This is a genomic window from Nonomuraea monospora (genome assembly GCF_039531895.1).
Lineage (GTDB): Bacteria > Actinomycetota > Actinomycetes > Streptosporangiales > Streptosporangiaceae > Nonomuraea > Nonomuraea monospora.
Window position 1 is genome coordinate 1 of sequence record NZ_BAAAQX010000043.1, and the last position, 21710, is coordinate 21710.

At 71.7% G+C, this 21710-nt stretch carries 19 protein-coding genes; 9 read left to right on the forward strand and 10 right to left on the reverse strand.

Features of this window, described 5'->3' with window-relative positions; all coding sequences use genetic code 11:
- Positions 1-864 (reverse strand): NAD-dependent epimerase/dehydratase family protein (locus ABD331_RS50060; RefSeq protein ID WP_344492621.1); only part of this gene is annotated, 864 nt, incomplete at its 3' end.
- Between the two features lie 90 nt (positions 865-954).
- Between ABD331_RS50060 and ABD331_RS50065 the strand changes: the two genes are divergently transcribed.
- Positions 955-1914, forward strand: a complete 960-nt coding sequence (locus ABD331_RS50065) for an AraC family transcriptional regulator (RefSeq protein ID WP_344492624.1) — start codon at positions 955-957, stop codon at positions 1912-1914.
- Positions 1915-1926: 12 nt separating this feature from the next.
- Here the strand turns inward: ABD331_RS50065 and ABD331_RS50070 are convergent, their stop codons facing one another.
- Together ABD331_RS50070 and ABD331_RS50075 are read right to left on the reverse strand one after the other, a co-directional pair.
- On the reverse strand, positions 1927-2586 hold the full coding sequence (locus ABD331_RS50070; RefSeq protein WP_344492627.1) for a response regulator: 660 nt from the start codon (positions 2584-2586) through the stop codon (positions 1927-1929).
- Positions 2583-4160 carry an ATP-binding protein gene (locus tag ABD331_RS50075; RefSeq protein ID WP_344492630.1) on the reverse strand — a complete coding sequence of 526 codons (1578 nt, stop codon included), beginning with the start codon at positions 4158-4160 and terminating at the stop codon, positions 2583-2585. The genes ABD331_RS50070 and ABD331_RS50075 overlap by 4 nt, the downstream gene beginning before the upstream one ends.
- 136 nt (positions 4161-4296) lie before the next feature.
- Here ABD331_RS50075 and ABD331_RS50080 point away from each other — a divergent pair, with 136 nt between their 5' ends.
- The 4 genes from ABD331_RS50080 (at position 4297) to ABD331_RS50095 (ending at position 8323) form a co-directional block, all read left to right on the forward strand.
- Positions 4297-5214 (forward strand): ABC transporter ATP-binding protein, encoded by a 918-nt coding sequence (locus ABD331_RS50080; RefSeq protein ID WP_344492633.1) that lies wholly within the window; start codon positions 4297-4299, stop codon positions 5212-5214.
- Positions 5211-6734, forward strand: coding sequence for an ABC transporter permease subunit (locus ABD331_RS50085; protein ID WP_344492636.1), 1524 nt, complete (start codon positions 5211-5213; stop codon positions 6732-6734). Before ABD331_RS50080 ends, ABD331_RS50085 begins: the two co-directional genes overlap by 4 nt.
- Complete coding sequence (locus ABD331_RS50090; RefSeq protein ID WP_344492639.1) at positions 6731-7507, forward strand: ABC transporter permease; 777 nt, start codon at positions 6731-6733, stop codon at positions 7505-7507. Before ABD331_RS50085 ends, ABD331_RS50090 begins: the two co-directional genes overlap by 4 nt.
- 213 nt (positions 7508-7720) lie before the next feature.
- Positions 7721-8323: a L,D-transpeptidase family protein gene (locus ABD331_RS50095; RefSeq protein WP_344492642.1), complete on the forward strand. Its 603-nt coding sequence runs from the start codon at positions 7721-7723 to the stop codon at positions 8321-8323.
- 40 nt (positions 8324-8363) lie between these two features.
- Here the strand turns inward: ABD331_RS50095 and ABD331_RS50100 are convergent, their stop codons facing one another.
- From ABD331_RS50100 to ABD331_RS50115, 4 genes are all read right to left on the reverse strand, one after another.
- A complete protein-coding gene (locus ABD331_RS50100) occupies positions 8364-9938 on the reverse strand; it encodes an NADH-ubiquinone oxidoreductase-F iron-sulfur binding region domain-containing protein (protein WP_344492909.1) in 1575 nt (524 codons plus the stop codon).
- 79 nt (positions 9939-10017) lie between these two features.
- The gene (locus ABD331_RS50105; RefSeq protein ID WP_344492645.1) at positions 10018-10884 is read right to left on the reverse strand and encodes a ferric reductase-like transmembrane domain-containing protein; all 867 of its coding nucleotides are present in this window, start codon (positions 10882-10884) and stop codon (positions 10018-10020) included.
- Between the two features lie 70 nt (positions 10885-10954).
- Complete coding sequence (locus ABD331_RS50110) at positions 10955-12439, reverse strand: DUF1996 domain-containing protein (protein ID WP_344492648.1); 1485 nt, start codon at positions 12437-12439, stop codon at positions 10955-10957.
- Positions 12436-13071, reverse strand: a complete 636-nt coding sequence (locus ABD331_RS50115) for a DUF4142 domain-containing protein (RefSeq protein WP_344492651.1) — start codon at positions 13069-13071, stop codon at positions 12436-12438. Before ABD331_RS50115 ends, ABD331_RS50110 begins: the two co-directional genes overlap by 4 nt.
- 120 nt (positions 13072-13191) lie before the next feature.
- Between ABD331_RS50115 and ABD331_RS50120 the strand changes: the two genes are divergently transcribed.
- From ABD331_RS50120 to ABD331_RS50135, 4 genes are all read left to right on the forward strand, one after another.
- Entirely contained in the window at positions 13192-13746 is a 555-nt protein-coding gene (locus tag ABD331_RS50120; protein WP_206067967.1) for a sigma-70 family RNA polymerase sigma factor, read from the forward strand.
- On the forward strand, positions 13746-13946 hold the full coding sequence (locus tag ABD331_RS50125; protein WP_344492661.1) for a zf-HC2 domain-containing protein: 201 nt from the start codon (positions 13746-13748) through the stop codon (positions 13944-13946). Before ABD331_RS50120 ends, ABD331_RS50125 begins: the two co-directional genes overlap by 1 nt.
- A gap of 85 nt (positions 13947-14031) precedes the next feature.
- The gene (locus ABD331_RS50130; RefSeq protein WP_344492664.1) at positions 14032-14835 is read left to right on the forward strand and encodes a tryptophan 2,3-dioxygenase; all 804 of its coding nucleotides are present in this window, start codon (positions 14032-14034) and stop codon (positions 14833-14835) included.
- A gap of 37 nt (positions 14836-14872) precedes the next feature.
- A complete protein-coding gene (locus tag ABD331_RS50135) occupies positions 14873-19747 on the forward strand; it encodes an NAD-glutamate dehydrogenase (protein ID WP_344492667.1) in 4875 nt (1624 codons plus the stop codon).
- A gap of 191 nt (positions 19748-19938) precedes the next feature.
- On the opposite strand, the gene ABD331_RS50140 is transcribed toward ABD331_RS50135, so the two are convergent.
- The 3 genes from ABD331_RS50140 to ABD331_RS50150 are packed head-to-tail and all read right to left on the reverse strand — an operon-like array spanning position 19939 to position 21701.
- Positions 19939-20421 (reverse strand): Clp protease N-terminal domain-containing protein, encoded by a 483-nt coding sequence (locus tag ABD331_RS50140; RefSeq protein ID WP_344492669.1) that lies wholly within the window; start codon positions 20419-20421, stop codon positions 19939-19941.
- A complete protein-coding gene (locus tag ABD331_RS50145) occupies positions 20418-20645 on the reverse strand; it encodes a hypothetical protein (RefSeq protein ID WP_344492672.1) in 228 nt (75 codons plus the stop codon). The genes ABD331_RS50140 and ABD331_RS50145 overlap by 4 nt, the downstream gene beginning before the upstream one ends.
- A gap of 39 nt (positions 20646-20684) precedes the next feature.
- Complete coding sequence (locus ABD331_RS50150) at positions 20685-21701, reverse strand: DUF8094 domain-containing protein (RefSeq protein ID WP_344492675.1); 1017 nt, start codon at positions 21699-21701, stop codon at positions 20685-20687.
- Positions 21702-21710: the final 9 nt, after the last annotated feature.

A 21710-nucleotide genomic window follows, 5' to 3' on the forward strand; every position in this document is an offset into this window, starting at 1 on the left:
CACCTGCGCCGGGCGCGCGGCGGCACTTCCCACCTGCGCCGGGCGCGCGGCGGCACTGCCCACCTGCGCCGGGCGCGCGGCGGCACTTCCCACGGTGCGGAACGTGCCGGCGTGCTGCTCCGCCCACTCCCGGAACGAACGCGGCGGCGCCTTCGTGACCTCCTCCACCACCGGCGTCACCAACGCGGGCCTGCTCACCAGCGCCGCCTGCGCCCGCAGGACCTCCTCCACCACGCCGGACGGCCAGCCCTCGGCCAGGAGCCCGATCCTGGCCTGCTCGGGCGCGAGATCCTCCCACCGCACCGGGATCCCGGTGACCTCGGAGACGATCCGCACCTGATCCGCCTGGGAGATCGTCTCGGGCCCGGTCAGCTCGTAGGCGGCCCCGTGATGCCCCGGATCCAGCAACGCCCGTACGGCGACGGCCGCGACGTCCCGCTCGTGCACCACCGGCATGCCCGCCGCCCCGTGAGCGCCCCGCACCACGCCCGCCCGCACCTGCCGCGCCCACCGCAGCGCGTTGGCCGCGAACGCGTGCGGTCGCAGGAACGTCCACTCGCCGGCCGTCTCCTCGACCAGCCGCTCGACTTCGCGCTCGGCCCCGCGCCGCGCGGCGGACGACAGGTAGACCACCCGCCGCCCCGCCAGCCTCTCCCGCAGCACCTCCCGTGCGCCCTCGGCCGTGTCGAACGGCCACACCAGCAGCGCCGCCGTCACCCCGTCCAGCGACGGCATCGCCGCGAGGTCACGCAGATCGCCGGTACGCCTGCTCAGCGCCACGACCTCAGCCCCGGCCTCCCGCAGCAGCGCCACCGCGTGCCGCCCCACCGTGCCGGTCGCCCCGGTCACCAGAATTCGTTTCACCTTGGCCACCCTAGAGAGGACGCGGAAGATGGCCAATGCGTTCAGGTCTTCCATTCATACGTCAGCGTCTCGCACGTTAGAGTCCTCGACATGGACGTGCTGAGCGACGTGATCTCCGTCATGCGGACCGGGCGGCCCCGATCGGCCCGCGTCGAGTGGCGCGCCCCCTGGGGCCAGCGGTTCCCCGCCGCGCCGGGGTCGGCGGGCTTCCAGGTGGTCCTGCGGGGGTCGGGCTGGCTGCTGCCCCCGGACAAGCCGCCGATCGCGCTGTCCACGGGCGACGTCCTGTTCTTCCCGCACGGCCACGGCTACGCCATCGCCGACAGCCCGTCCACGCCGGTCGCCGACCCGCAGTGTGACCCGTACACCGACGAGGCCGGCCTGTTCGCCACGGCCACGAACGAGGGGCCCGGAGCGGCCACGGTGCTGCTGTGCGGCGGCTACCGGCTCGACCCGAGCCGCGCCCACCCGCTGCTGCGCGAGCTGCCCGAGCTGATCCACCTGCCGGCGGGGCCAGGGCTGCACGCCGAGGTGCGCGCCGCCGTCGAGCTGCTGGGCGCCGAGATGAACCGCCCCGGGCTGGGCGCCGACACGATCGTCTCGTCCCTGCTCGACATGCTGCTGCTGTACATCCTGCGCACCTGGTTCGTGGCCGAGCACGGGAACTGCGAGGTCACCGGCTGGTCGGCGGCGCTGGCCGACCCCGCCGTCAGCGCCGCGCTCGACGCCATGCACCGCGACCCGGCCCGGCCGTGGACCGTGGCCGAGCTGGGCGCGCGGGCCGGGCTGTCGCGGGCGGCGTTCGCGCGGCGGTTCGGGGTGCTGGTGGGGCAGCCGCCGCTGGCGTACCTGACGTGGTGGCGGCTGTCCAGCGCCGGGCGGCTGCTGCGCGAGAGCGACGCGCCGCTGAGCGAGATCGCCGCCCAGGTGGGTTACGCGTCGGAGTTCGCGTTCGCCAACGCCTTCAAGCGCGAGTACGGCGTCGCCCCCGGCCGGTACCGCCGCACGGCCTGCCAGTCCTCCCAGACGGAGGCCGCGCTCACGCCTTGAGCCGGGGGGTGGTCAGCCGCGTTCTCCAGGGACGACCAGCCCCGACTCGTACGCCGTCACCACGGCCTGGGTCCTGTCACGCAGGCCCAGCTTGTTCAGCACGCGGCTGACGTGGGTCTTGACCGTCTCCTCCGTCACCACCAGCCGGTCGGCGATCTCCAGGTTGGACAGCCCCTCGGCCACCAGTCGCAGCACCTGCGTCTCGCGCGGCGTCAGCGCCGACAGGGCTGCGCCAGGACCGGCAGGGCGGGGTGTCAGGCGGGCGAACTCGCTGATCAGGCGGCGGGTGACGGCCGGAGCCAGCAGCGCCTCACCGCCGGCGATCACGCGGACCGCCTCGAAGAGCCGCTCGGCCGTGACGTCCTTGAGCAGGAAGCCGCTGGCGCCGGCGCGCAGCGCGTCGTAGACGTACTCGTCCAGGTCGAACGTCGTCAGGATGAGCACCCGCGGCCCGCCGGGGCCCGCCAGCAGGCGGGTGGCCTCGATGCCGCCCATGCCCGGCATGCGCACGTCCATGAGCACCACGTCGGGGGACAGCTCGCGGCACACCCGCACCGCCTCCGCCCCGTCGGGGGCGGTGCCGACGACCTCGAAGTCCGCTTGGGTGTCGAGCAGCTCGGCGAACCCCGTACGGACGACCAGGTGATCGTCGGCGATGACGACGCGGATCACGCGGCGTCCCTGCCCGGCAGGCGCGCCTCGACCAGGAACCCGCCGCCGGGCGCGGGCCCGACGCGCAGCTCCCCACCGACCGCCGCCGCCCGCTCCCGCATGCCAGGCAAGCCATGCCCGCCATCCGGCCCGCCATCCGGCCCGCCATCCGGCCCGCCATCCGGCCCGCCATCCGGCCCGCCATCCGGCCCGCCATCCGGCCCGCCATCCGGCCCGCCATCCGGCCCGCCATCCGGCCCGCCGCCCGGCCCGCTGCCTTGGCCGCTGCCCCGCCCGCCACCATGCCTGGCGGTCTGTCCGGCGGTCTGTCCGCTGCACTGGCCGCCGATCTGGCCGCCGTCCTCGCCGCCGCGCTGCCTGCCGCGCTGTCCACCGCCCCGCCCGCGCCCCGCATCGCCGGGCGCGGCGGCGGCGTCGGCCGCGTCGCGGGGGCCGGGGCCGTTGTCGCGGATGAGCACTCGCAAGATCTCGCCCGTGTAGTCGAGCTCCACGTCCACCGCGGCCCCCGGCGCGTGGCGGCGGGCGTTGGTGAGCGCCTCCTGCACGATCCGGTACGCGGCCAGCTCCACCCCCGGATCCAGCTCCACCGGCGCACCCCGCAGGATCAGCCGGGTGCTGCTCCCCGAGGCGTCCCTGGCCTCGTCGAGCAGCTCGTTCAGCTCGTCCAGGCGCAGGCCGGGCTGCGGATGCCAGGTCGTCTCGGCCTGCGCGTCCTCACGCAGCACGCCGAGCAGCCTGCGCATCTCCGTCAGCGCCGACCTGGCGGTGTCGCCGATCGCCAGCAGCCGCTCCGCCCCCGCCGCGGGCATGCCGGGAACGGCCAGCCGGGCGGTCTCGGCCTGGACGGCGACCATGGAGATGTGGTGGGCGACCACGTCGTGCAGCTCCCTGGCGATGCGGGCGCGCTCGCCGCGGGCGGTGTGCTCCAGCAGGCTGTCGGCGATGACCTGGCGGGCGGCCGTGTCGGCTCTGGCCTGGTGGCGGGCGCGGCGGGCGATCCCGGCCAGCGCGGCGGCCGGGGCGAGGCAGCCGAGCAGCAGGACGAGCAGGCGGATCGAGCCGTCGGACCGGCCGGACGCCTCCAGCAGCACCGTGAGGACGGGGAACGGCACGGTGAGCGCTACCGCGCGCCAGGGCGGGCCGTTGAAGCGGTAGGCGGCGATGAGCTGGGCGATCAGGCCGGCGGGGGTGAAGGTGTGGAAGGCGGTGATCGACAGCAGGCTCGCGCCCGTGACCAGCAGGCCGGCGGTGACGGGCTGGGTCCACAGGAGGGCGAGGGGGAGAGTGGTGGCGAGCGCGAGCAGCGGGAGGGCCACGGCGCGCACCCGCGGGTTCTCATCGGCGACGTCCGCAGGCAGGGGCCTGCTCGTCTGGATCGGCGCGCTCGCCGAGCCGTCCATCACGGGCACGACCTCGGTCTGGGACAGGGCGAAGCTGCCGGGCCCGGCCTGCGCGATCGCCTGCGCCACCCCGGCCAGCGCCAGCAACGCGAGGAGCACGACAGGCACGTACCGGGCGCCGGCGAGCCGCCGGACGAACCCCGCCCCGACCGCCCGCCCGTACGCTCGCTCCACGACCCTCATTGTTTCCCGCCATCCCCCGGCACGGCATCCCTCCCAGGAGGGACGGCCGCTCGCGGGCGGGAGTGATCCGAACAATCGCTCCCAGGCGTGACGACCGGCGGGCCCCCGCTGCCTAGTGTGCCTGCTCATGGAAGCAACCATCGAAGTCACCGGCCTGCGCAAGCGGTTCGGCCGGACGCGGGCGCTGGACGGGATGACGTTCACGGTCCTGCCGGGCCAGGTGACCGGTTTCGTCGGGCCGAACGGCGCGGGCAAGTCCACGACGATGCGCGTGGTGCTGGGCCTCGACGCCCCCGACGAGGGCAGCGCGCTGGTGGGCGGCAGGCCGTACCGGAGCCTGTCGCGCCCGCTGAGTCACGTCGGCGCGCTGCTGGACGCCGGCGCGCTGCAGCCGGGCCGCACGGCGCGCAACCACCTGCTGTGGCTGGCGCACTCGCAGGGGCTGGGCGTGCGGCGCGTGGACGAGGTGCTCGACCAGGTGGGGCTGGCCGGGGCGGCCAGGCGCAGGGCGGGCGGGTTCTCGCTGGGCATGCGGCAGCGGCTGGGGATCGCCGCGGCCCTGCTCGGCGACCCGCCGGTGCTCATGCTGGACGAGCCGTTCAACGGGCTGGACCCGGAGGGCATCGTGTGGATCCGCGCGTTCCTGCGGTCGCTGGCGGGGGAGGGGCGGGCGGTGCTGGTGTCCAGCCATCTGATGAGCGAGCTGGAGGACACGGCGGGCCAGCTCGTGGTGGCGGGGCGCGGCCGGGTGGTCGCGGACCTGGCGGTGTCGGAGCTGATCGCCTCGGCGTCGCGTGACCGGGTGACGCTGCGCACGACGGAGAGGTCGGCGGCGATGGCGGCGCTGGCCGGGGCCGGGGCGACGGCGGCGGCCGGCGAGCGGGACACGCTGGTCGTGTCGGGGCTGCCCGCCGAGGGCGTGGTGCGGCTGCTGGGCGCGCACCAGGTGCCGTTCTCCGAGGTGAGCGCGCACCGGGCGACGCTGGAGGAGGCGTACCTGGAGCTGACGAGGGACGCGGTGGAGTACAAGGGGGCGGCTCGATGAGCTTCCGGCACGTGCTGCTCGCGGAGTGGACGAAGCTGCGGACGGTGCGCGGCTGGGTGGCGGGCATGGCGGTGGTCTGCTTCGCCGTCGTCGGGCTGGGCCTGCTGTTCGCCACCGGCAGCCACTCCTCGTGCAGCAGGGGCCCGGTGGAGGTGCCCTGCCCGGAGCCGCCGACGGGCCCGGACGGCACGGCGGTCGACGACCGCTTCTACTTCGTCAGCATGCCGCTGAACGGCAACGGCGTGATCACCGCCCGGGTCGGCTCCATGACCGGCCGGATCCGCCTGCCCGACGCGACCCTCGGCGTGCGGAACGTCGTCTCCGGCGTGGTGCCCTGGGCCAAGGCCGGGCTCATGGTCAAGGCGAGCACCGAGCAGGGGGCCTCGTACGCGGCGGTGATGGTCACCGGCGCGCACGGCGTGCGCATGCAGCACGACTTCACGCAGGACGTGGCGGGCAGCCCGGGGAAGGTGTCGGCGGAGTCGCCGCGCTGGCTGCGACTGAGCCGCGAACGGGACACGATCGTCGGCGAGGAGTCGTCCGACGGCAAGCGGTGGACCAGGGTCGGCACCGCCCGGCTGGCGGGGCTGCCCGCCACGGTGCGGGTCGGCCTGTTCGCCGCCTCGCCCCCCGACGTGCGGGTGGAGACCAACCCGCTCGGCGGCACGGCCACGGCGGGGCGATTCAGCGAGGTCGCCGCGCTGATGGACCAGGTCACCGTGGGCGGCGCGACGTCCGGCAAGTGGCAGCAGAACGACATCGGCGTGGAGTACGACGCGGACGGCACCCCGCACCACCCTGGCGGGCTCGCCAGGAACGGCGGCACGTTCGCCGTCACGGGGACCGGCGACATCGCCCCCAACACGGCCGAGGGCACCGTCGAGCGCACGCTGACCGGCTCGCTGATCGCGCTCGTCGTGGCGATCGTGGTGGCGGTGCTGTTCGTGACCGCCGAGTACCGGCGCGGGCTGATCCGCACGACGCTGCTGGCGAGCCCGCGGCGCGGCCGGGTGCTGGTGGCCAAGGCCGCGGTGGTGGGCGCGGCCACGTTCGCGGCCGGTTTGGTGGGGGCGGGCGTTACGGTGCCGCTGGCGGTGCGGATCCTGCGCGGCAACGGGATCTTCACGCTGCCGGTGAGCACGCTCACGGAGCTGCGGGTGATCGCGGGCGCGGCGGGGGTGCTGGCGGTGTCGGCCGTGCTCGCCCTCGCGCTGGGCGCCCTGTTCCGCCGCAGCGCGCCGGCGGTCATCGCGGCGATCGTGGTGCTGGTCGTCCCGTACGTGCTGGGCACCGCGTCCATCCTGCCCGACGAGGTCTCGCGGTGGCTGCTGCGGCTCACCCCGGCGGCCGGGTTCGCGATCCAGCAGAGCGTGCCGGAGTACGAGCAGGTGATCTCGCACTACGTGCCCGCGATGGGGTACTTCCCGCTGCCGCCGTGGGGCGGGTTCGCGGTGCTGTGCGCGTGGGCGGCCGTCGCGCTCGGCCTGGCCGTGCGCCGGCTGAACGGGAGGGACGCGTGAGGCGCGAACTGCACGCCGAGTGGACGAAGCTGCGCACGGTGGCGGGGCCGGGCCGGCTGCTGCTCGGCATCGTGGTGCTGACGGTGGCGGGCAGCGCCGCCGCCTCCGGCGCGATGACCTGCCCGTCGGCGGGCTGCGGCCAGGACGCCACCCGGATCGGCCTGTTCGGGGTGCAGCTCGGCCAGGGGCTGGTGGCGCTGCTGGCCGTGGTGGCGGTCTGCGGCGAGTACAGCACGGGGATGATCCGCACCAGCCTGACGGCGATGCCGCGCAGGATGTCCGCCCTGGCCGCCAGGACGGGCCTGCTGGCCGGGCTGACGCTGGCCGCGGGGACGCTCGGTGTGCTGGGCTCCCTGCTGGCGGCGCGGCTGCTGCTGCCGGGCAACGGCTTCACGCCGGAGCACGGCTATCCGCCGCTGTCGCTCTCCGACGGGCCCACGGTGCGGGCGGCGGCCGGGTCCGTGCTGTATCTGGCGCTGATCGCGGTGCTGAGCGCGGGCGTGGCGACGGCCGTGCGGGACTCGGCGGTGTCGGCGGGCGCCGTGCTGGGGCTGATCTATCTCTTCCCGGTGCTCGCCCTGATGATCCAGGACGAGGACGTGCAGCTCGTGCTCTGGCGGCTGTCGCCGATGAACGCGGGGCTGGCCGTGCAGGCCACCACGAGCCTGCCCGCCATGCCCATCGGCGCGTGGGCGGGGCTCGGCGTGGCGGCGGCGTGGGCCGTGGCGGCGCTGGCGTGCGGCGGATGGTTGCTCCGCATTCGAGACGCCTAAATACGAAATAACCGATATTGGCGGGATCCGGTTATTAGCCGGGGCTTTGCTTGACAAAAGCCATGAATTCTCAGCGGTGCGGGTAGGCGTTGATTTATGAGGATAAAGCTTCAAACAATAGCCGCCCTTGGTGTCAGCGCCGCCGTTGTCTGCGGGCTGCCGGCTCCCGCGTCCGCCGACCACACGGACTCGACCGGACAGGTGGAAGGCGTCGTGCTGCGGCCGGGAGCCCGCGGGGAGGCCGTCAAGCTGCTGCAGGAGCGGCTGCACCGCGGCCACTACTACTTCGGGAAGATCAACGGCGTCTACGACGACCAGACCAAGATGGCGGTCTGGGCGCTGCAGAAGCACCGCAGATTGATGCCGCAGGCCGAGGTCGGGTCGCGGGTGTGGACGGCGCTGGAGCGGCCGTCGCGGCGGCGCCCGCTGGTGCCGAACGGCGGCGCGGACCGGGTGGAGATCAACCTGCGCGACCAGCTCCTGACCGTCTACCGCGACCGCAGGCCCGCGCTGATCACGCACATCTCGTCCGGCGCCGAGGTGCGCTACTGCGAGGACGGCCGCTGCGGCAACGCCATCACCCCGGTCGGCGACTTCCGCGTCTCGCGGCGGGCGCCGGGCTGGACGACGGGGCGGCTCGGCTCCATGTTCAACTCGCTGTACTTCGTCGGCGGCATCGCCATGCACGGCTCGACCAAGGTGCCGCTGCGCCCCGCCTCCCACGGCTGCGTGCGCGTGCCGCTGACGGCGTCCAAGCGCCTGTTCCAGATGGTGCGGATCGGCGAGCCCGTTTATGTACGAGGCTCCATTATGTGACCCGCCTCAACCGGAACAGGCGCCATTCTTCGTCGTCCATTCACGCGCGCGCGATGCCGACACGGGAAAGCCGCGGCACGCTTTCTCCCGCCTTCTTCATCACTCCGTCCTTGACCAGCCGCAGCGGCTTGCCCGCCGGTTTCGGGGTGCCGCCGTGGTCGCCGCCGCCGGTCTGCGCCAGCCGCAACGCCAGCGCCGGGCACATGTCGACCGCCCGCCGCGCGTCCTTGGCCATGAACGCGGGGATCTGGCGGAACGACGGGAACCCGTAGTCGTCCAGGTCCACGAACTCCGGCAGCAGGTGCGCGCACAGCCCGTGACCCTGGCAGCGGGACCAGTCGACCTCCAGCCGGTACTGCGCCTCGGCCTCGCGCTCCGGCATCGGCAGCACCCCGCGCACGGGACGGCCGCAGGAGCCCTGCTCCAGGTGCGTGGCGATCTCGACCTCGAACGCGTCCAGCGCCGACAGCACGAACTTGGCCGTGCCGTCCGGGTGGAAGCACGCGCCGCGCCGCTCGACGCCGCGCACGCACCGCCGTACGGCGTCGATCGAGCCGGTGCCCTCGACGAGCGCGTACATGGCCTTGGCGATGTCGGGCAGGCCGAGCCGGCACGGCCCGCACTGTCCCGCGGACTCGGCCGCGAGGTAGGCGGCGACCCTGGCGGCCTCGCCCAGTGCGCAGGTGGACTCGCCGAGCGGGACGATGATCCCGGCGCCCAGCGTGGCGCCGGCCTGCTTCATGCCCTCGCGCGAGAGCACGGCGGTCTCGACGACGTCCGCCGACAGCCACGCGCCGTGGTAGCCGCCGATGAGCACGCCGTCGCCGATCTCCGCCTCGCACAGTCCGAGCACGTCCGACAGGTACGTTCCCGCCGGCGCCTCGATGACGGCGCCGTGGGCCGCTCCGCCGCTGACCGTGAGCAGGATCGTGCCGGGCTCCTTGGCGGTGCCCACCTCGGCGTACTTCTCCGGCCCGTACTCGGCCAGCAGCGCGAACTGCGCGTACGTCTCCGTGTTGGACAGCAGCGTCGGCAGCCCGTCCACGCCGCTCGTCGCGGCGCGCTTCTTCCTGCCCGGCGGGATGCCCTCCTCTCCGTTCACGGCCTTGACCAGCGCGCCGCCCTCGCCGGAGATGAACCGCTCCTTGATCCCGACCACTCTGATCGGGACCCGGCTCTCGGCTCCGCCGGACACGTTGGCGGCGCGGCGCTCGTTCACGGCGGCGGTGACGGACGCCTCGGCCACCTCGCCGCCCGCCGTGGCCACGACCACCTCGCGGGCGCCCAGCGCCTCGGCCGCCAGCACGGCGCCGTCCAGCACGAGGTGCGGGTTGCGGGTGAGCAGCATGGCGTCCTTGGAACTGGCGGGCTCGCCCTCGGCGCCGTTGACCAGCACGACGCACTCGCCGGCCGACCGGGCCGCGTCGGCCACGGCCCGCAGCTTGCGGGCGAACGGGAAGGCCGCGCCGCCCCTGCCGCGCATGTCCACCTCGTTGGCGTACGAGATGAGCTCACCCAGCTCCCTGGGCTCCACGACGCCGTGGAGGGTGCGGTGGGCGGGCAGGTCGAGGCGACGGCAGTGGTCCAGCCCGGCGGTCAGCCGGGCCGGACCCATGCGTAACACCCGTGGCACTCTGGCCGGAATCACATGCGCTCCTTGCGAGGTGCGGGAACCGGTCGGGCAACCATCGGGCTCATCCTGCCTCCCGGTATCTGCGGCGGGCCTCGGCGAGGCTCACGGGTCTCGGCATCCCGGCGGCGGCTGCGGCCGCCACCTTCTGCGGGGCCCGCTGGGGGGCCTGCTGGGGAGCCTTCTGCGGTGCCTTCTGGGGCCGCTCGGCCGGGACGCCCATGGCGGCCGGCGCGGTCACGGCGGGTGTGTCGACCTTCTCGGGCACGACCGGCGGCCTGCGGACCGTCGCCAGCACGCGGACGATCAGCGCGCCGCCGACCGCCGCCATGCTGGCCACGTACGACCAGGCCACCCAGCCGGCCGGCGGGCGGCCGGCCGTCAGTCCGTGCATGATCCCGACCGGCCAGGCCAGGTACGCGGCGGAATGGAGGATCCGCCACATCCACGGCCTGGTCCGCGTCGCGAACCGCCCCCTGAGCATCCCCGTCACCACGGCCACGACCATCAGGTCGAAGGCCAGGGTGCCGAGCCCCACGGCGATCCCGGCGACCGGCACGACCGCCGCCCCCGGCGGCACGTGCCCGAGGCTGATCATGAGGGTGATGTGCGTGATCAGGTAAGCCAGCCCGATGAGCGCGGTGGCCCGGTGGGCGAGCTGGGCCCTGACCCGGTTGGCCGGTGACAGGAAGACGCGTTCCGTGGTGAGCAGGCCGAGCGCGACGGTCGCGGTCAGCAGCACCAGGGCGAACACGCCCGCGTAGAACTCGAGGAAGCCGACCCCTCGGCCGAGCAGCGCGATCCCGCGTTCCGTCCTGGTCAGCGCGAACACTGTCAGCACGAGGGCCGCGATGGAGGCGCTCGCCCCCAGCCGGACGTTCCTGGTGTCCAGCAGAGTGGGGGCGTGCCTGGGGTGTCGTCTGTGGAGCATCTATTTCCCTCCAAGGTCGGGTGAGGGTGCGACTCGGAGAGCTGCGTTGCCCAAGAGGGCGACGATCAGGTCAGCAACGGCGACCGCGGTTGATGCATGAGACGACGAACTGCATCAGCCGGTCGGGCATCACGTTGGCGAAGTCCGCGTGGTCGGTGACCGGGTTGTGCTTCTGTTCCGGGAAGGCGTCCAAGGCGAAGGACGGACCCTGCGGCACGGAGTACGTGAGGGTCATGCGAAGCTGCGGAATCGCCCTGGTGCCCTGCGGACAGGCGCCGCCCTGGCCGGGGAAGACCACGTGCGTGCGGTGATTGGCGCTGTCGGTGTTCTGACCGTCCCAGCAGCTGGGGAAGTCCAATATACGAACGACCTGGCTGCCGCGCGGGCAAAGCGGATATTTATCGGAAGTTATGCGGTTTTGGAATCCCGTGCAGGTCCAGGCCGCCTTGGCGTTGGCGGTGCCGTTCGTCGCGGCCTTCGCGTCGCCGGTGATCAGCCTGAGGAACCTCGGCATGGCCACGACCCTGGAGGAGGCGTTGCCGCGGAACTCAAGGGACACCGAGCGGGCCCGCAGCACCTGGCCGACGTTGCCGTCCGGGTCGTTGGCGTTCGCGTCCGACCTGCGGTCCCGCAGGACCGGCCAGAAGTACGTGGACAGGTCGCCCCGCTGGCAGGTCGTGCCCGCCGCCGCCAGGCTCTCGTCGGTGGAGAATCCGTCCGTCGACAGGTTGCCCACGTAGTCGTGCAGGTGGTGCGCACCGTTGCTCACACCCGGGGCGACGATGAAGTTGTCCGGGTTGTTGTGGCCGTTCTGGTTGGTGCCGCAGCGGGAGACGAACGTGCCGCGCGAGCCGTTCCTGTTGAAGCGCACGTTGTTGTTGACCCGCCCGACCTGCCGGATGTCGACGAAGTCCTCGGGGAACGGGCCCAGGTCGGCGCACTGCTCCTCCTCGCCGCCGCCTGTCGCGGTGGGCGAGGGCGAGGCCGAGCCGGTGGGCGAGGCGGTGGGGCTCTGGGTCTGGCTGGGGCTCGGCGTGGGCGTGCGGGTGGACTGGTTGCCGCCGCCGCGGCGGCGCCCGAACGTGTTCGCGGTCTCCTCCGGCGCGGCCTCGGGGTTGTCGGCCCCCGTGCCGTTGTCAGCGCCCGTGCCGTTGCCGGTGCCGTCGCCGGCGTCCGCCTCGGGGGACTGCGCGGGGTCGAGCAGCGCGATGCCGCCGCCCTGGGGCGCCTGCTGGTCGTCGTTCTGCCCGGTGCCCTGTTGATCCTGTTGCTGGTCCTGTTGCTGTCCCTGCTGGTTCTGATCCTGTTGCTGGCCCTGGTCCTGATCCTGGTTCTGGTCCTGTTGCTGGTCCTGGTTCTGATCCTGGTCCTGGTTCTGGTTCCGGCCCTGCTGGGTCTGGCTGGCCGAAGGTGACGCCGAGGGTGACCGGGTGGCCTCCGCCGGGTCGCAGTGGTCGGCCAGAACAGGGCCGACGCCGATGACGGCCGCGGACACCAGGCCACCCGCCACCACCGCGAGGGTGGTCACGGCCGCGGCCATGCGTCTGGAACTCATGATGTGTGTCTCCTCTTTTCAACCGCCAGTGCGACGGGTGGAGCGGGTGAGGGCGTCGGGGGTTCGGGCAGCTGGCTGTGATCGACCAGCCCGGTGGACTCGAGGTAACCCATGTGGCGCATCACGTAGTTGATGCCTTCCTGGGCGAACTTCCTGATCTCGGAGTTGCGTGTCCCGGCCCGTACGCCCGCCACGACGGTGAAGACCTTGCCGTGCGCGGCACGCAGCAGGTTCGCGAAGTCCTTGTCGAAGGCCGGCCCGCTTTCGGCCGCTAGCTGGGCCATCCAGCTCTGCTGGTCGGCGTTGGGCTCGTCGGGCAGGGCCACGCCGAGCTTCTTCGCGGTCTGACGCGTGATCAGGTCGAGGTCCATGTGCTCTTCCATGATCAACTTGCCGACTTCCTTCACACGCTGGGACTCGGCGCGCGTCTGGGCGTACTCGCCGACGGGCATCTCCCAGAGGCCCGCCTGGCGTACCTTGACCAGCAGATCGCGGTCAGCGGCCGTGAGCGGCCCTGATGAGGTCTGCGTCCACTGGGCGGCCGCGGGATCGATCGCCGGCGGCATGACCAGCGCGATCGTCACGGCGGCGGCTACCACGAAGCCGCCGAGCATGAACAACTCGCCGCGCAAAAGCCTGTGCATGGTCGGAGGTACGCGGCCGTCTCGGTCCAGGTTCACGCATGGCCGGGAATAGTTAGAAATGACTGGAGTTATCGGAGTGGCTACCGCTTGGATAACGAAGGTGTAAAGATGTGCCCCGTGCTAGGTCACCTCGACGGCAGGTTCGAGAGTGCGGATGCCGAGGCGGAGCATCGCATCGCGGTGCTTTACCAGGAGTTCGGCGGCCCTCTGCTGCGCCACGTACGCAAATCAACAGGTAACGACCTTCAGTGGGCTGAAGACGTCGTGCAGGAGACGATCGTCAGGGCCTGGCGGAACTCGGCAAGACTGCAATGGGAACCGAGCCTCATATGGGCGTGGCTGCTGACAGTGGCCCGTCGCATAGTCATTGATGGTCGTCGGCGGAAGAGTGTCCGGCCGCAGGAGGTCGAGCCACCCGAAGTCGACATGATGTCGGTGCCCGATGGATCGGAGCGAGCGTTATCGGCGATGGTCGTCGCTGACGCGCTGCGGTCCCTGTCCGAAGAACACCGCGAAGTCATTGAGCAGACCTACCTCCGAGACCGTACGATAAGTGAAGCGGCGGAGATTCTGGGGATCCCACCGGGCACGGTCAAGTCCCGGCTCTACTACGGGATCCGGGCTCTCCGCGAACTGCTGCGGGACAAGGGGGTAGCCGGCTGATGCACGACGGGGTGGCCGCCTACGTCCTCGGCGTCCTCGATGAAGAGGAGCACGAGGCCTTCGAACGCCACCTCGACACGTGTGAGCAGTGCCAGGCGGAGCTGATTGAGCTTGCCGAGCTGCCCGACCAGCTCGACGAGCTCAAGAACGACCGCTCCTCGACCTCCGGCGACGATCCCCCTATGTCGATGTCACGTTGACGTCTATGCCCTTTTCGGGTGGTATCGATAAGGCAAGGCGTTGCGCCCGGTCCCGCGTGACCGGGCGGTCAGGGGGAGGTGTTCGGTGGGCATCGACGGTGATGCTTCCGGTCCCCCGCGCCGGCAGTTCGGCGAGGAAGGCGGTCGGCTGTCGTACGGCGGCTACCTCTGCCTGCCCGAGCTGCTCGCCCAGCAGCAGCCGCAGTCGCAGGCCCCTGACGAGCTGCTCTTCATCACCATTCACCAGGTCTACGAGCTGTGGTTCAAGCTGCTGCTCCACGAGCTGGAGAACGCGCGCGAGGCGATGTTCGCGGGCGAGCTGTGGAAGGCCAGGCACCTGTTCAAGCGGGTGCACGCGGTCGAGCGGGTGCTGATCGAGCAGGTCGAGGTCCTGGAGACGATGACGCCTCAGGACTTCATGGAGTTCCGCGCCAAGCTGGCGCCCGCCAGCGGGTTCCAGTCGGTGCAGTTCCGCGAGCTGGAGTTCCTGTCAGGGCTGCGGGACGAGCGGTATCTCGGCTCGTTCCGGCACGCCTCGGAGGAGGAGCTGGCCCGGCTGCGCCGCAGGCTGGCCGAGCCCACGCTGTGGGATGCTTATCTGACAGCCCTCTCCCGGCGTGGCCTGCCGATCTCCGACGAAGAGATCATGACCTCGCTGCTGGCCGTGGCGAGAAACCGCGGGTCCTACGACGACCTGTGGCAACTGGCCGAAGACCTGCTGACGCACGACGAGACCGCCGCGTTGTGGCGGATGCGTCATGTCCAGATGGTCGAACGCCAGATCGGCACCAAGTCGGGCACAGGCGGCTCGACCGGCGCCCCCTACCTGCGCGGTAGGACCCGCCTGCACTACTTCCCGCTGCTGTGGGAACTTAGGGCCTGGCTATGAACACGTTGGCGAACCCTCACAAAGGAGTGAGAGCGATATGCCGCTCGACGAGGCCAAGGATGAGCTGCTCCAGCGAGCCGCCGAGAGTTGCGCGGTGGGCAGTGACCATGTGAGCCCCGAGGAGGCCCTGTCCTTCCTACGCTTCTACTACCGGCATGTCGCACCGGAAGACCTGCTCGACCGCAACCCCGTTGACGTCTACGGCCCCGCCATGTCACAGCGGCGGCTGGCCGAGGTGCGCCCCCAGGGCAGGGCCGTGGTCAGGGCCTACACCCCGACGCTGGACGAGAACGGCTGGGACCCCGGCCACTCGGTGGTCGAGGTGGTCACCGACGACATGCCGTTCCTGGTCGACTCGGTCACGATGGAGCTCGACCGGCACGACCTCGGCGTGCACCTGGTGGTCCACCCGCAGATGCGGGTGCGCCGCGACATGACGGGCCGGATGCTCGGCCGCGGCCAGGAGGACGTCACCGGCCAGATGCTGGTGGAGTCGTGGATCCACATCGAGATCGACCGCCAGTCCGACCCCGAGGCGCTCAAGGCGATCGAGGCCGACCTGCAACGCGTGCTGACCGACGTGCGCCACTCGGTCGAGGACTTCAGGAAGATGCGGGCGTTGGCCGTGCAGACCGCGGAAGACCTGAGCATGAACCCGCCGCCGCTGGAGCCTGCCGAGGTCGAGGACAGCATCGACCTGCTGCGCTGGCTCGCCGACGGGCACTTCACCTTCCTCGGCTACCGCGAGTACCGCCTGGAGGACACCGACGAGGGCGAGACGCTGCGCGCGCTGCCCGGGGCCGCGCTGGGCATCCTGCGCGACGACAAGGTGGGCTCGGGGAGCTTCGCGGCGCTGCCCGCCGAGGTGCGGGCCAAGGCACGCGAGAAGCAGCTCATGATCATCACCAAGGCCAACTCCCGGGCCACCGTGCACCGCGCCACCTACCTCGACTACATCGGGGTCAAGCTGTTCTCGCCGGAGGGCGAGGTCATCGGCGAGCGGCGCTTCCTCGGCCTGTTCACCCACGTGGCCTACAACGAGTCGATCTCCCGCATCCCCGTGCTGCGGCGCAAGCTGGCCGGGGTGCTGAACGAGGCCGGGCTGGCGCCCGACAGCCACGACGGCAAGGACCTCATCGAGATCCTGGAGACGTTCCCGCGCGACGAGCTGTTCCAGACCTCGGTCGAGCAGCTCATGCCGATCGCCATGGGCGTGCTGCGGCTGCGCGAGCGCAAGCAGGTCAAGCTGTTCCTGCGGCGCGACGACTACGGCCGCTACATCTCCTGCCTGATCTACCTGCCGCGCGACCGCTACACCACCAAGGTGCGGCTGAAGATGCAGGAGGTCCTGCTCAAGGCGCTCGGCGGCCGGTCGCTCGACTACAGCGCGATGATCGGCGAGTCGGTGCTGGCCCGGCTGCACGTCGTCGTCAGGGGCGAGCGGGGCAGGCCGCTGCCGCCGCCCAGCGTGGACGTGGAGGAGCTGGAGGCGCGGCTGGCCGCCCTCACCCGCTCCTGGGAGGACGACCTGGCCACCGCGCTGACCGAGATGACCTCCGAGGAGGAGGCCCCCACGCTCATCAGGCGCTACGCCTCCGCCTTCCCCGAGGGCTACAAGGCCGACTTCCCGCCCAAGGTGGCCGTGGTCGACCTGCGGCGGCTGGAGCAGCTCGTCGAGGCGGGCGACGGCGAGCAGGTCGGCATCAACCTCTACGAGCCGTACGACGCGGCGGAGGGCGAGCGGCGGCTGAAGATCTACAAGGTCGGCTCGCCCATCTCGCTGTCCCAGGCGCTGCCGCTGATCCAGCGGCTCGGCGTGGAGGTCGTGGACGAGCGTCCGTACGAGGTGGACCGCGACAACGACCCCGGCACCAAGAACGCCTGGATCTACGACTTCGGCCTGCGCTACACGCCCTCGGAAGAGGTCGACAGGAACGACTTCAAGCGGCTCTTCCAGGACGGCCTGGCCGCCCTGTGGAAGGGGCGGGTGCAGGACGACGACTTCAACGCGCTGATCCTGCGGGCCGGGCTGACCTGGGAGCAGGTGGAGATTCTCCGGGTCTACGCCAAGTACCTGCGGCAGGCCGGCAGCACGTTCTCCCAGCCCTACATGGAGCGGGTGCTGCGCGACAACGTGCGGGTGGCGCGGCTGCTGGTGCGGCTGTTCGAGGCCAAGCTCGACCCGCGGCGGGGCGAGGACGTGCGGGTGGACCTCGTGGAGGCGCTCAACGAGGAGATCCTGCGGTCGCTGGACGAGGTGGTCTCGCTGGACGAGGACCGCATTCTCCGGGCGTACCTGGAGATGATTCAAGCGACATTGCGCACCAACTACTTCCAGACAGTGGATGGAGAGCGCAAACCGTACATTTCTCTCAAAGTCGATCCGCAGGCCATCAGCGTGCTGCCGTTGCCGCGGCCGAAGTTCGAGATATTCGTGTACTCGCCTCGCGTCGAGGGCGTGCATCTGCGCTTCGGGAAAGTGGCGCGCGGCGGGTTGCGGTGGTCGGACCGGATGGAGGACTTCCGCACGGAGATTCTCGGCCTGGTCAAAGCACAGATGGTGAAAAATACCGTTATTGTGCCGACTGGGTCTAAGGGCGGATTTGTCGTTAAGCGTCCGCCGAAGTCCGGCTCGCGGGAGGATCTGCTCGCCGAGGGCGTCGCCTGCTACCGGATGTTCATCTCCGGCCTGCTCGACGTCACCGACAACCTCGTGGACGGCAAGGTCGTGCCCCCGCCCGACGTCGTCAGGCACGACGGCGACGACACCTACCTCGTCGTCGCCGCCGACAAGGGCACCGCCACCTTCTCCGACATCGCCAACAGCGTGGCCAAGGAGTACGGCTTCTGGCTCGGCGACGCCTTCGCCTCCGGCGGCTCCATCGGCTACGACCACAAGGCCATGGGCATCACCGCCCGCGGCGCCTGGGAGTCGGTCAAGTACCACTTCCGCACCATCGGCGTGGACGTCCAGACCACCGACTTCACCGTGGCCGGCATCGGCGACATGTCCGGCGACGTGTTCGGCAACGGCATGCTGCTGTCCCAGCACATCCGGCTGATCGCCGCGTTCGACCACCGGCACATCTTCGTGGACCCCGCCCCCGACGCGGCCCGCTCCTACGCCGAGCGGCAGCGGCTCTTCGAGCTGCCGCGCAGCTCGTGGGAGGACTACGACGCCAAGCTGATCTCCGCCGGCGGCGGCGTCTTCCCGCGCGCCGCCAAGTCCATCCAGATCACCCCCCAGATGCGCGAGGCGCTCGGCATCCCGTCCGGCGTCGCGTCCATGGCGCCGAACGACCTCATCAGCGCCATCCTGCGGGCCCCGGTCGACCTGCTCTGGAACGGCGGCATCGGCACCTACGTCAAGTCGAGCGGCGAATCCCACACCGACGTGGGCGACAAGGCCAACGACGCGCTCCGGGTGAACGCCGCCGACCTGCGCTGCAAGGTCATCGGCGAGGGCGGCAACCTGGGCTTCACCCAGCTCGCCCGGATCGAGTTCGCGCTCAACGGCGGGCTGGTCAACACCGACTTCATCGACAACTCGGCCGGGGTCGACACCTCCGACCACGAGGTGAACATCAAGATCCTGCTCGACCAGGTCGTCCGCGACGGCGAGCTGACCGACAAGCAGCGCAACCAGGTCTTCACCTCGATGACCGACGAGGTGGCCGACCTCGTGCTGCGCGACAACCACGCGCAGAACGTGGTCCTCGACGCCGCCCGCACCCAGGCCGTCGAGATGCTCCACATCCACGCCCGCTACCTGCGGAAGCTGGAGCGCGACGGGCTCGTCAACCGGGAGCTGGAGTTCCTGCCCTCGGACAAGACGCTGGCCGAGCGGCGCCAGGCCAGGCTCGGGCTCACCTCGCCCGAGTTCGCCGTGCTGCTCGCCTACACCAAGCTGGTCGCTGACGCCGAGCTGCTCGGCTCCGACCTGCCCGACGACCCGTACCTCGCCTCGTGGCTGGTCTCCTACTTCCCGTCGGCGCTGCGCGAGCGGTTCCGGACGTACATGGACGAGCACCCGCTGCGGCGCGAGATCATCACCACCTGCGTGGTGAACGAGCTGGTCAACTCCGCCGGCACCACCTTCATGTTCCGCTTCGGCGAGGAGACCGGCGCCTCGACGCCCGACATCGTCAGGGCGTACCTGGTGGCGCGGGAGGTCTTCGAGCTGCCCGCCTACTACCGGGCCGTCGAGGAGCTGGACAACAAGGTCGACACCAGCACCCAGATCGCCATGCTGCTGGAGGCCCGCAAGCTGGTCGAGCGCGGCGCCCGGTGGCTGCTGGTCAACCGCCGGCCGCCGCTCGACCTGGCCGGGTCCGTCAGCTTCTTCGTCAAGGGCGTCAACGGGCTGCTCGGGCACATCCCCAAGCTGCTGACCGGGCCCGACCTCGCGGCCTACGAGGAGCGGCGCGACTCGTTCGTGGCCCGCGGGGTGCCGCTGGAGCTGGCCGAGCGGGTGGCCGGGATGGTGCCCGCCTACTCGACGCTCGACCTGGTCGAGATCTCGTCACTGACGGGGCGGCCCGTCAACGAGGTCGCCGAGGTCTACTTCGACCTCGCCGACCGGCTCCAGCTCGCCCGGCTGCGGGAACGCGTCATCGCGCTGCCCCGCGACAACCGGTGGAACTCCATCGCCCGGTCCGCGCTGCGCGACGACCTGTACGCGGCGCACGCGTCGCTCACCCGGGACGTGCTGGCCCACAGCAAGCCGGGGCTGCCGCCGGAGGAGCGGCTGGCGCGGTGGTCCGAGGCGAACTCTGCGGCCGTTTCGCGGGCTCGGCAGACGCTTTCCGAGATCTGGGAGAGTGACAACTTCGATCTGGCCACGTTGTCGGTGGCGTTGCGGGCCATCCGGACGCTGGTCGCGGCCAGCAACCTGCCACACACGGAGGCCTGATTCCTTACGCGCGCCCGGCCCGCCCGGGCGCGCGCCCCTTTGTGCGCCCGGCCCGCGTGCGGTCGGCTCGCGTGCTGTGGCCGTCGTGAGGCATCGGGCTGCTCACGCTCGATCGGCCTGCTGGGCCTGGGTCCGTCACGGGCGGCGGGGCGGGATGCGTGGTGGGGCGGGGTGCGTGCGTGGTGGGGTGCTCACCAGCCCTCGTCCGCCGCCGCCTCCCGCGCCCGGCGCGTCAGGTCCGCACGGTCCACGCCCGCCAGGCCCAGGGCGCGGGGGACGGTGCCCACCTCGGCCTCCAGGAGCCCGAGTAGCAGGTGAACGGGCCGCAGATCACGCTTGCGGGCGGCGTGGGCGAAGCCGCGTTCGAGGGCGAGCCGCGCCGAAGCCCCCATGCCCACCTTGCGGTCGGGATCAGGGCTGGGCCGGGGCAGCTCGAAGGCGGCGGCGGAGACCCCGACCGTGCTCAGGCTGTGCTCGAACTCCCGGTCCAGCGCCGCCCGGAGAGCGGCGCGATCGAGCCCGGCCGCCACCAGGACGGCGCGGGCCACCGTGTCCTGTCCCGCGGCGATCCCCAGCAGGACGTGGTGGGCCTCGATCGCCGCCGACCCGTCCTCGCGCGCCTCCTCCAGGCCGTGCCTCAGGATCTCGTCGATGTAGTGGTCGATCGCGCTCACGTGCGCCTCCTCAGCGTGACCCCGGCCGCGATGAGCCGCTTGGCGTGCTTCTTGTGGACGGCCTGGCGGGTGATGCCGAGCGCCTCGGCGACCTGCGGCCAGCCCCATCCGGCCCGCATGGCCTGCTCGACGGCGGCGTCTTCGAGCTGGTCGGCCAGGCGTCGCAGGGCCAGCACGGCCGCGAGCGCGTCGGCGGGGTCCTGGGGAGCGGGAACGTCCGGCATGTAAGCAACCGTAGTTGACTAATGTCGGAGGGTCAAAGGTTACTCGCCCGAGGCCCGGGTCAGCGCGCCGTCGTGGGCGATCACGGGGGCCGCCGACGGGGTGGTGAGGGGAGGGACGGCGGCGGCGTACTGGTGCGTCTCGATCAGCTTGAGCGAGCGCCGCAGCACCGACGAGCTGATCGCCCACCGGGCCTGGTCGGGCACCGGGATGTAGTCGTCCTCGGCCGTCTTCGTCGTCGTGGAGGTGGTGCGGGACAGTGAGTACTGCACCAGCGCGCCGCCGTCGTCGGTGCGCAGGGCGTAGACGGGGAAGTTGTCGGCGCTGAAGATCGAGTCGTAGCTGAAGCCCTCGTTCTTGGCCTTCTCCCGGTTGTCCGCGATCTGCTCGGCCACGTCCGAGGTGAGGGGGCCGGTCGCGAGCAGGCCCGCCGTGACCCCGGCCGTGCCCGTCTCGGCCACGCTGGCGTGCACGGGGCCGATGAACTGCGGGCTGATCGTCACCGTCTTGTCGTCGGCGGCCACCACCGAGGCGTAGCCGTCGGCGTCCAGCTTGATCTTGGGGAGCTCCTGGCCCGGCACCAGCTCGGCCGCCGAGCTGATCCGCCAGCGATCGGACTTGGCGAAGATCAGCAGTGTGGGACGGCCGTCGCGCGGCGCCAGCACGCTGAACCACGGCGTGGCCTCGCCCTGGCGGAACCTGGGCACGTACAGCGTGGGCGAGCCCCACCTGCGGCGCGGCGGCGCGGAGCCGGTGGACAGGTAGGCGGCCTGGGTGAGCGGCCACTGCCCGCCGGTCGTGATGTCCTGGACCTCCCTGAGCCGCCCCTCGTAGGGGCTCTCGCCGCGCAGCGCGTTGTCGGTGAGCGTGAAGGCGGTGAACTCCTCCGCCGCCTCCTCCAGCGTCACCTCGGGCTCGTCGGCGGGCGGCGACGCGCTGGTGGAGACGGCCGCCGCGGGCGTGGTGGCGGGCGGCCGGGCATCGCCCGAGCAGGCGGTCACCGCGGCGAGCAGGCCGGCGGCGAGCGCCAGCATCCTACGCCGACCGTATGCACGCACCTCGCCATG

What these genes read in the sequence shown, in the direction of transcription:
- ABD331_RS50085 (WP_344492636.1), top strand. Translation starts at nt 5,211, where the DNA reads ATGAGCTTCCGGCACGTGCTGCTCGCGGAGTGGACGAAGCTGCGGACG.
- ABD331_RS50080 (WP_344492633.1), top strand. Translation starts at nt 4,297, where the DNA reads ATGGAAGCAACCATCGAAGTCACCGGCCTGCGCAAGCGGTTCGGCCGG.
- ABD331_RS50105 (WP_344492645.1), bottom strand. Translation starts at nt 10,884, where the DNA reads ATGCTCCACAGACGACACCCCAGGCACGCCCCCACTCTGCTGGACACC.
- ABD331_RS50125 (WP_344492661.1), top strand. Translation starts at nt 13,746, where the DNA reads ATGCACGACGGGGTGGCCGCCTACGTCCTCGGCGTCCTCGATGAAGAG.
- ABD331_RS50100 (WP_344492909.1), bottom strand. Translation starts at nt 9,938, where the DNA reads ATGGGTCCGGCCCGGCTGACCGCCGGGCTGGACCACTGCCGTCGCCTC.
- ABD331_RS50110 (WP_344492648.1), bottom strand. Translation starts at nt 12,439, where the DNA reads ATGAGTTCCAGACGCATGGCCGCGGCCGTGACCACCCTCGCGGTGGTG.
- ABD331_RS50120 (WP_206067967.1), top strand. Translation starts at nt 13,192, where the DNA reads ATGTGCCCCGTGCTAGGTCACCTCGACGGCAGGTTCGAGAGTGCGGAT.
- ABD331_RS50145 (WP_344492672.1), bottom strand. Translation starts at nt 20,645, where the DNA reads ATGCCGGACGTTCCCGCTCCCCAGGACCCCGCCGACGCGCTCGCGGCC.
- ABD331_RS50135 (WP_344492667.1), top strand. Translation starts at nt 14,873, where the DNA reads ATGCCGCTCGACGAGGCCAAGGATGAGCTGCTCCAGCGAGCCGCCGAG.
- ABD331_RS50065 (WP_344492624.1), top strand. Translation starts at nt 955, where the DNA reads ATGGACGTGCTGAGCGACGTGATCTCCGTCATGCGGACCGGGCGGCCC.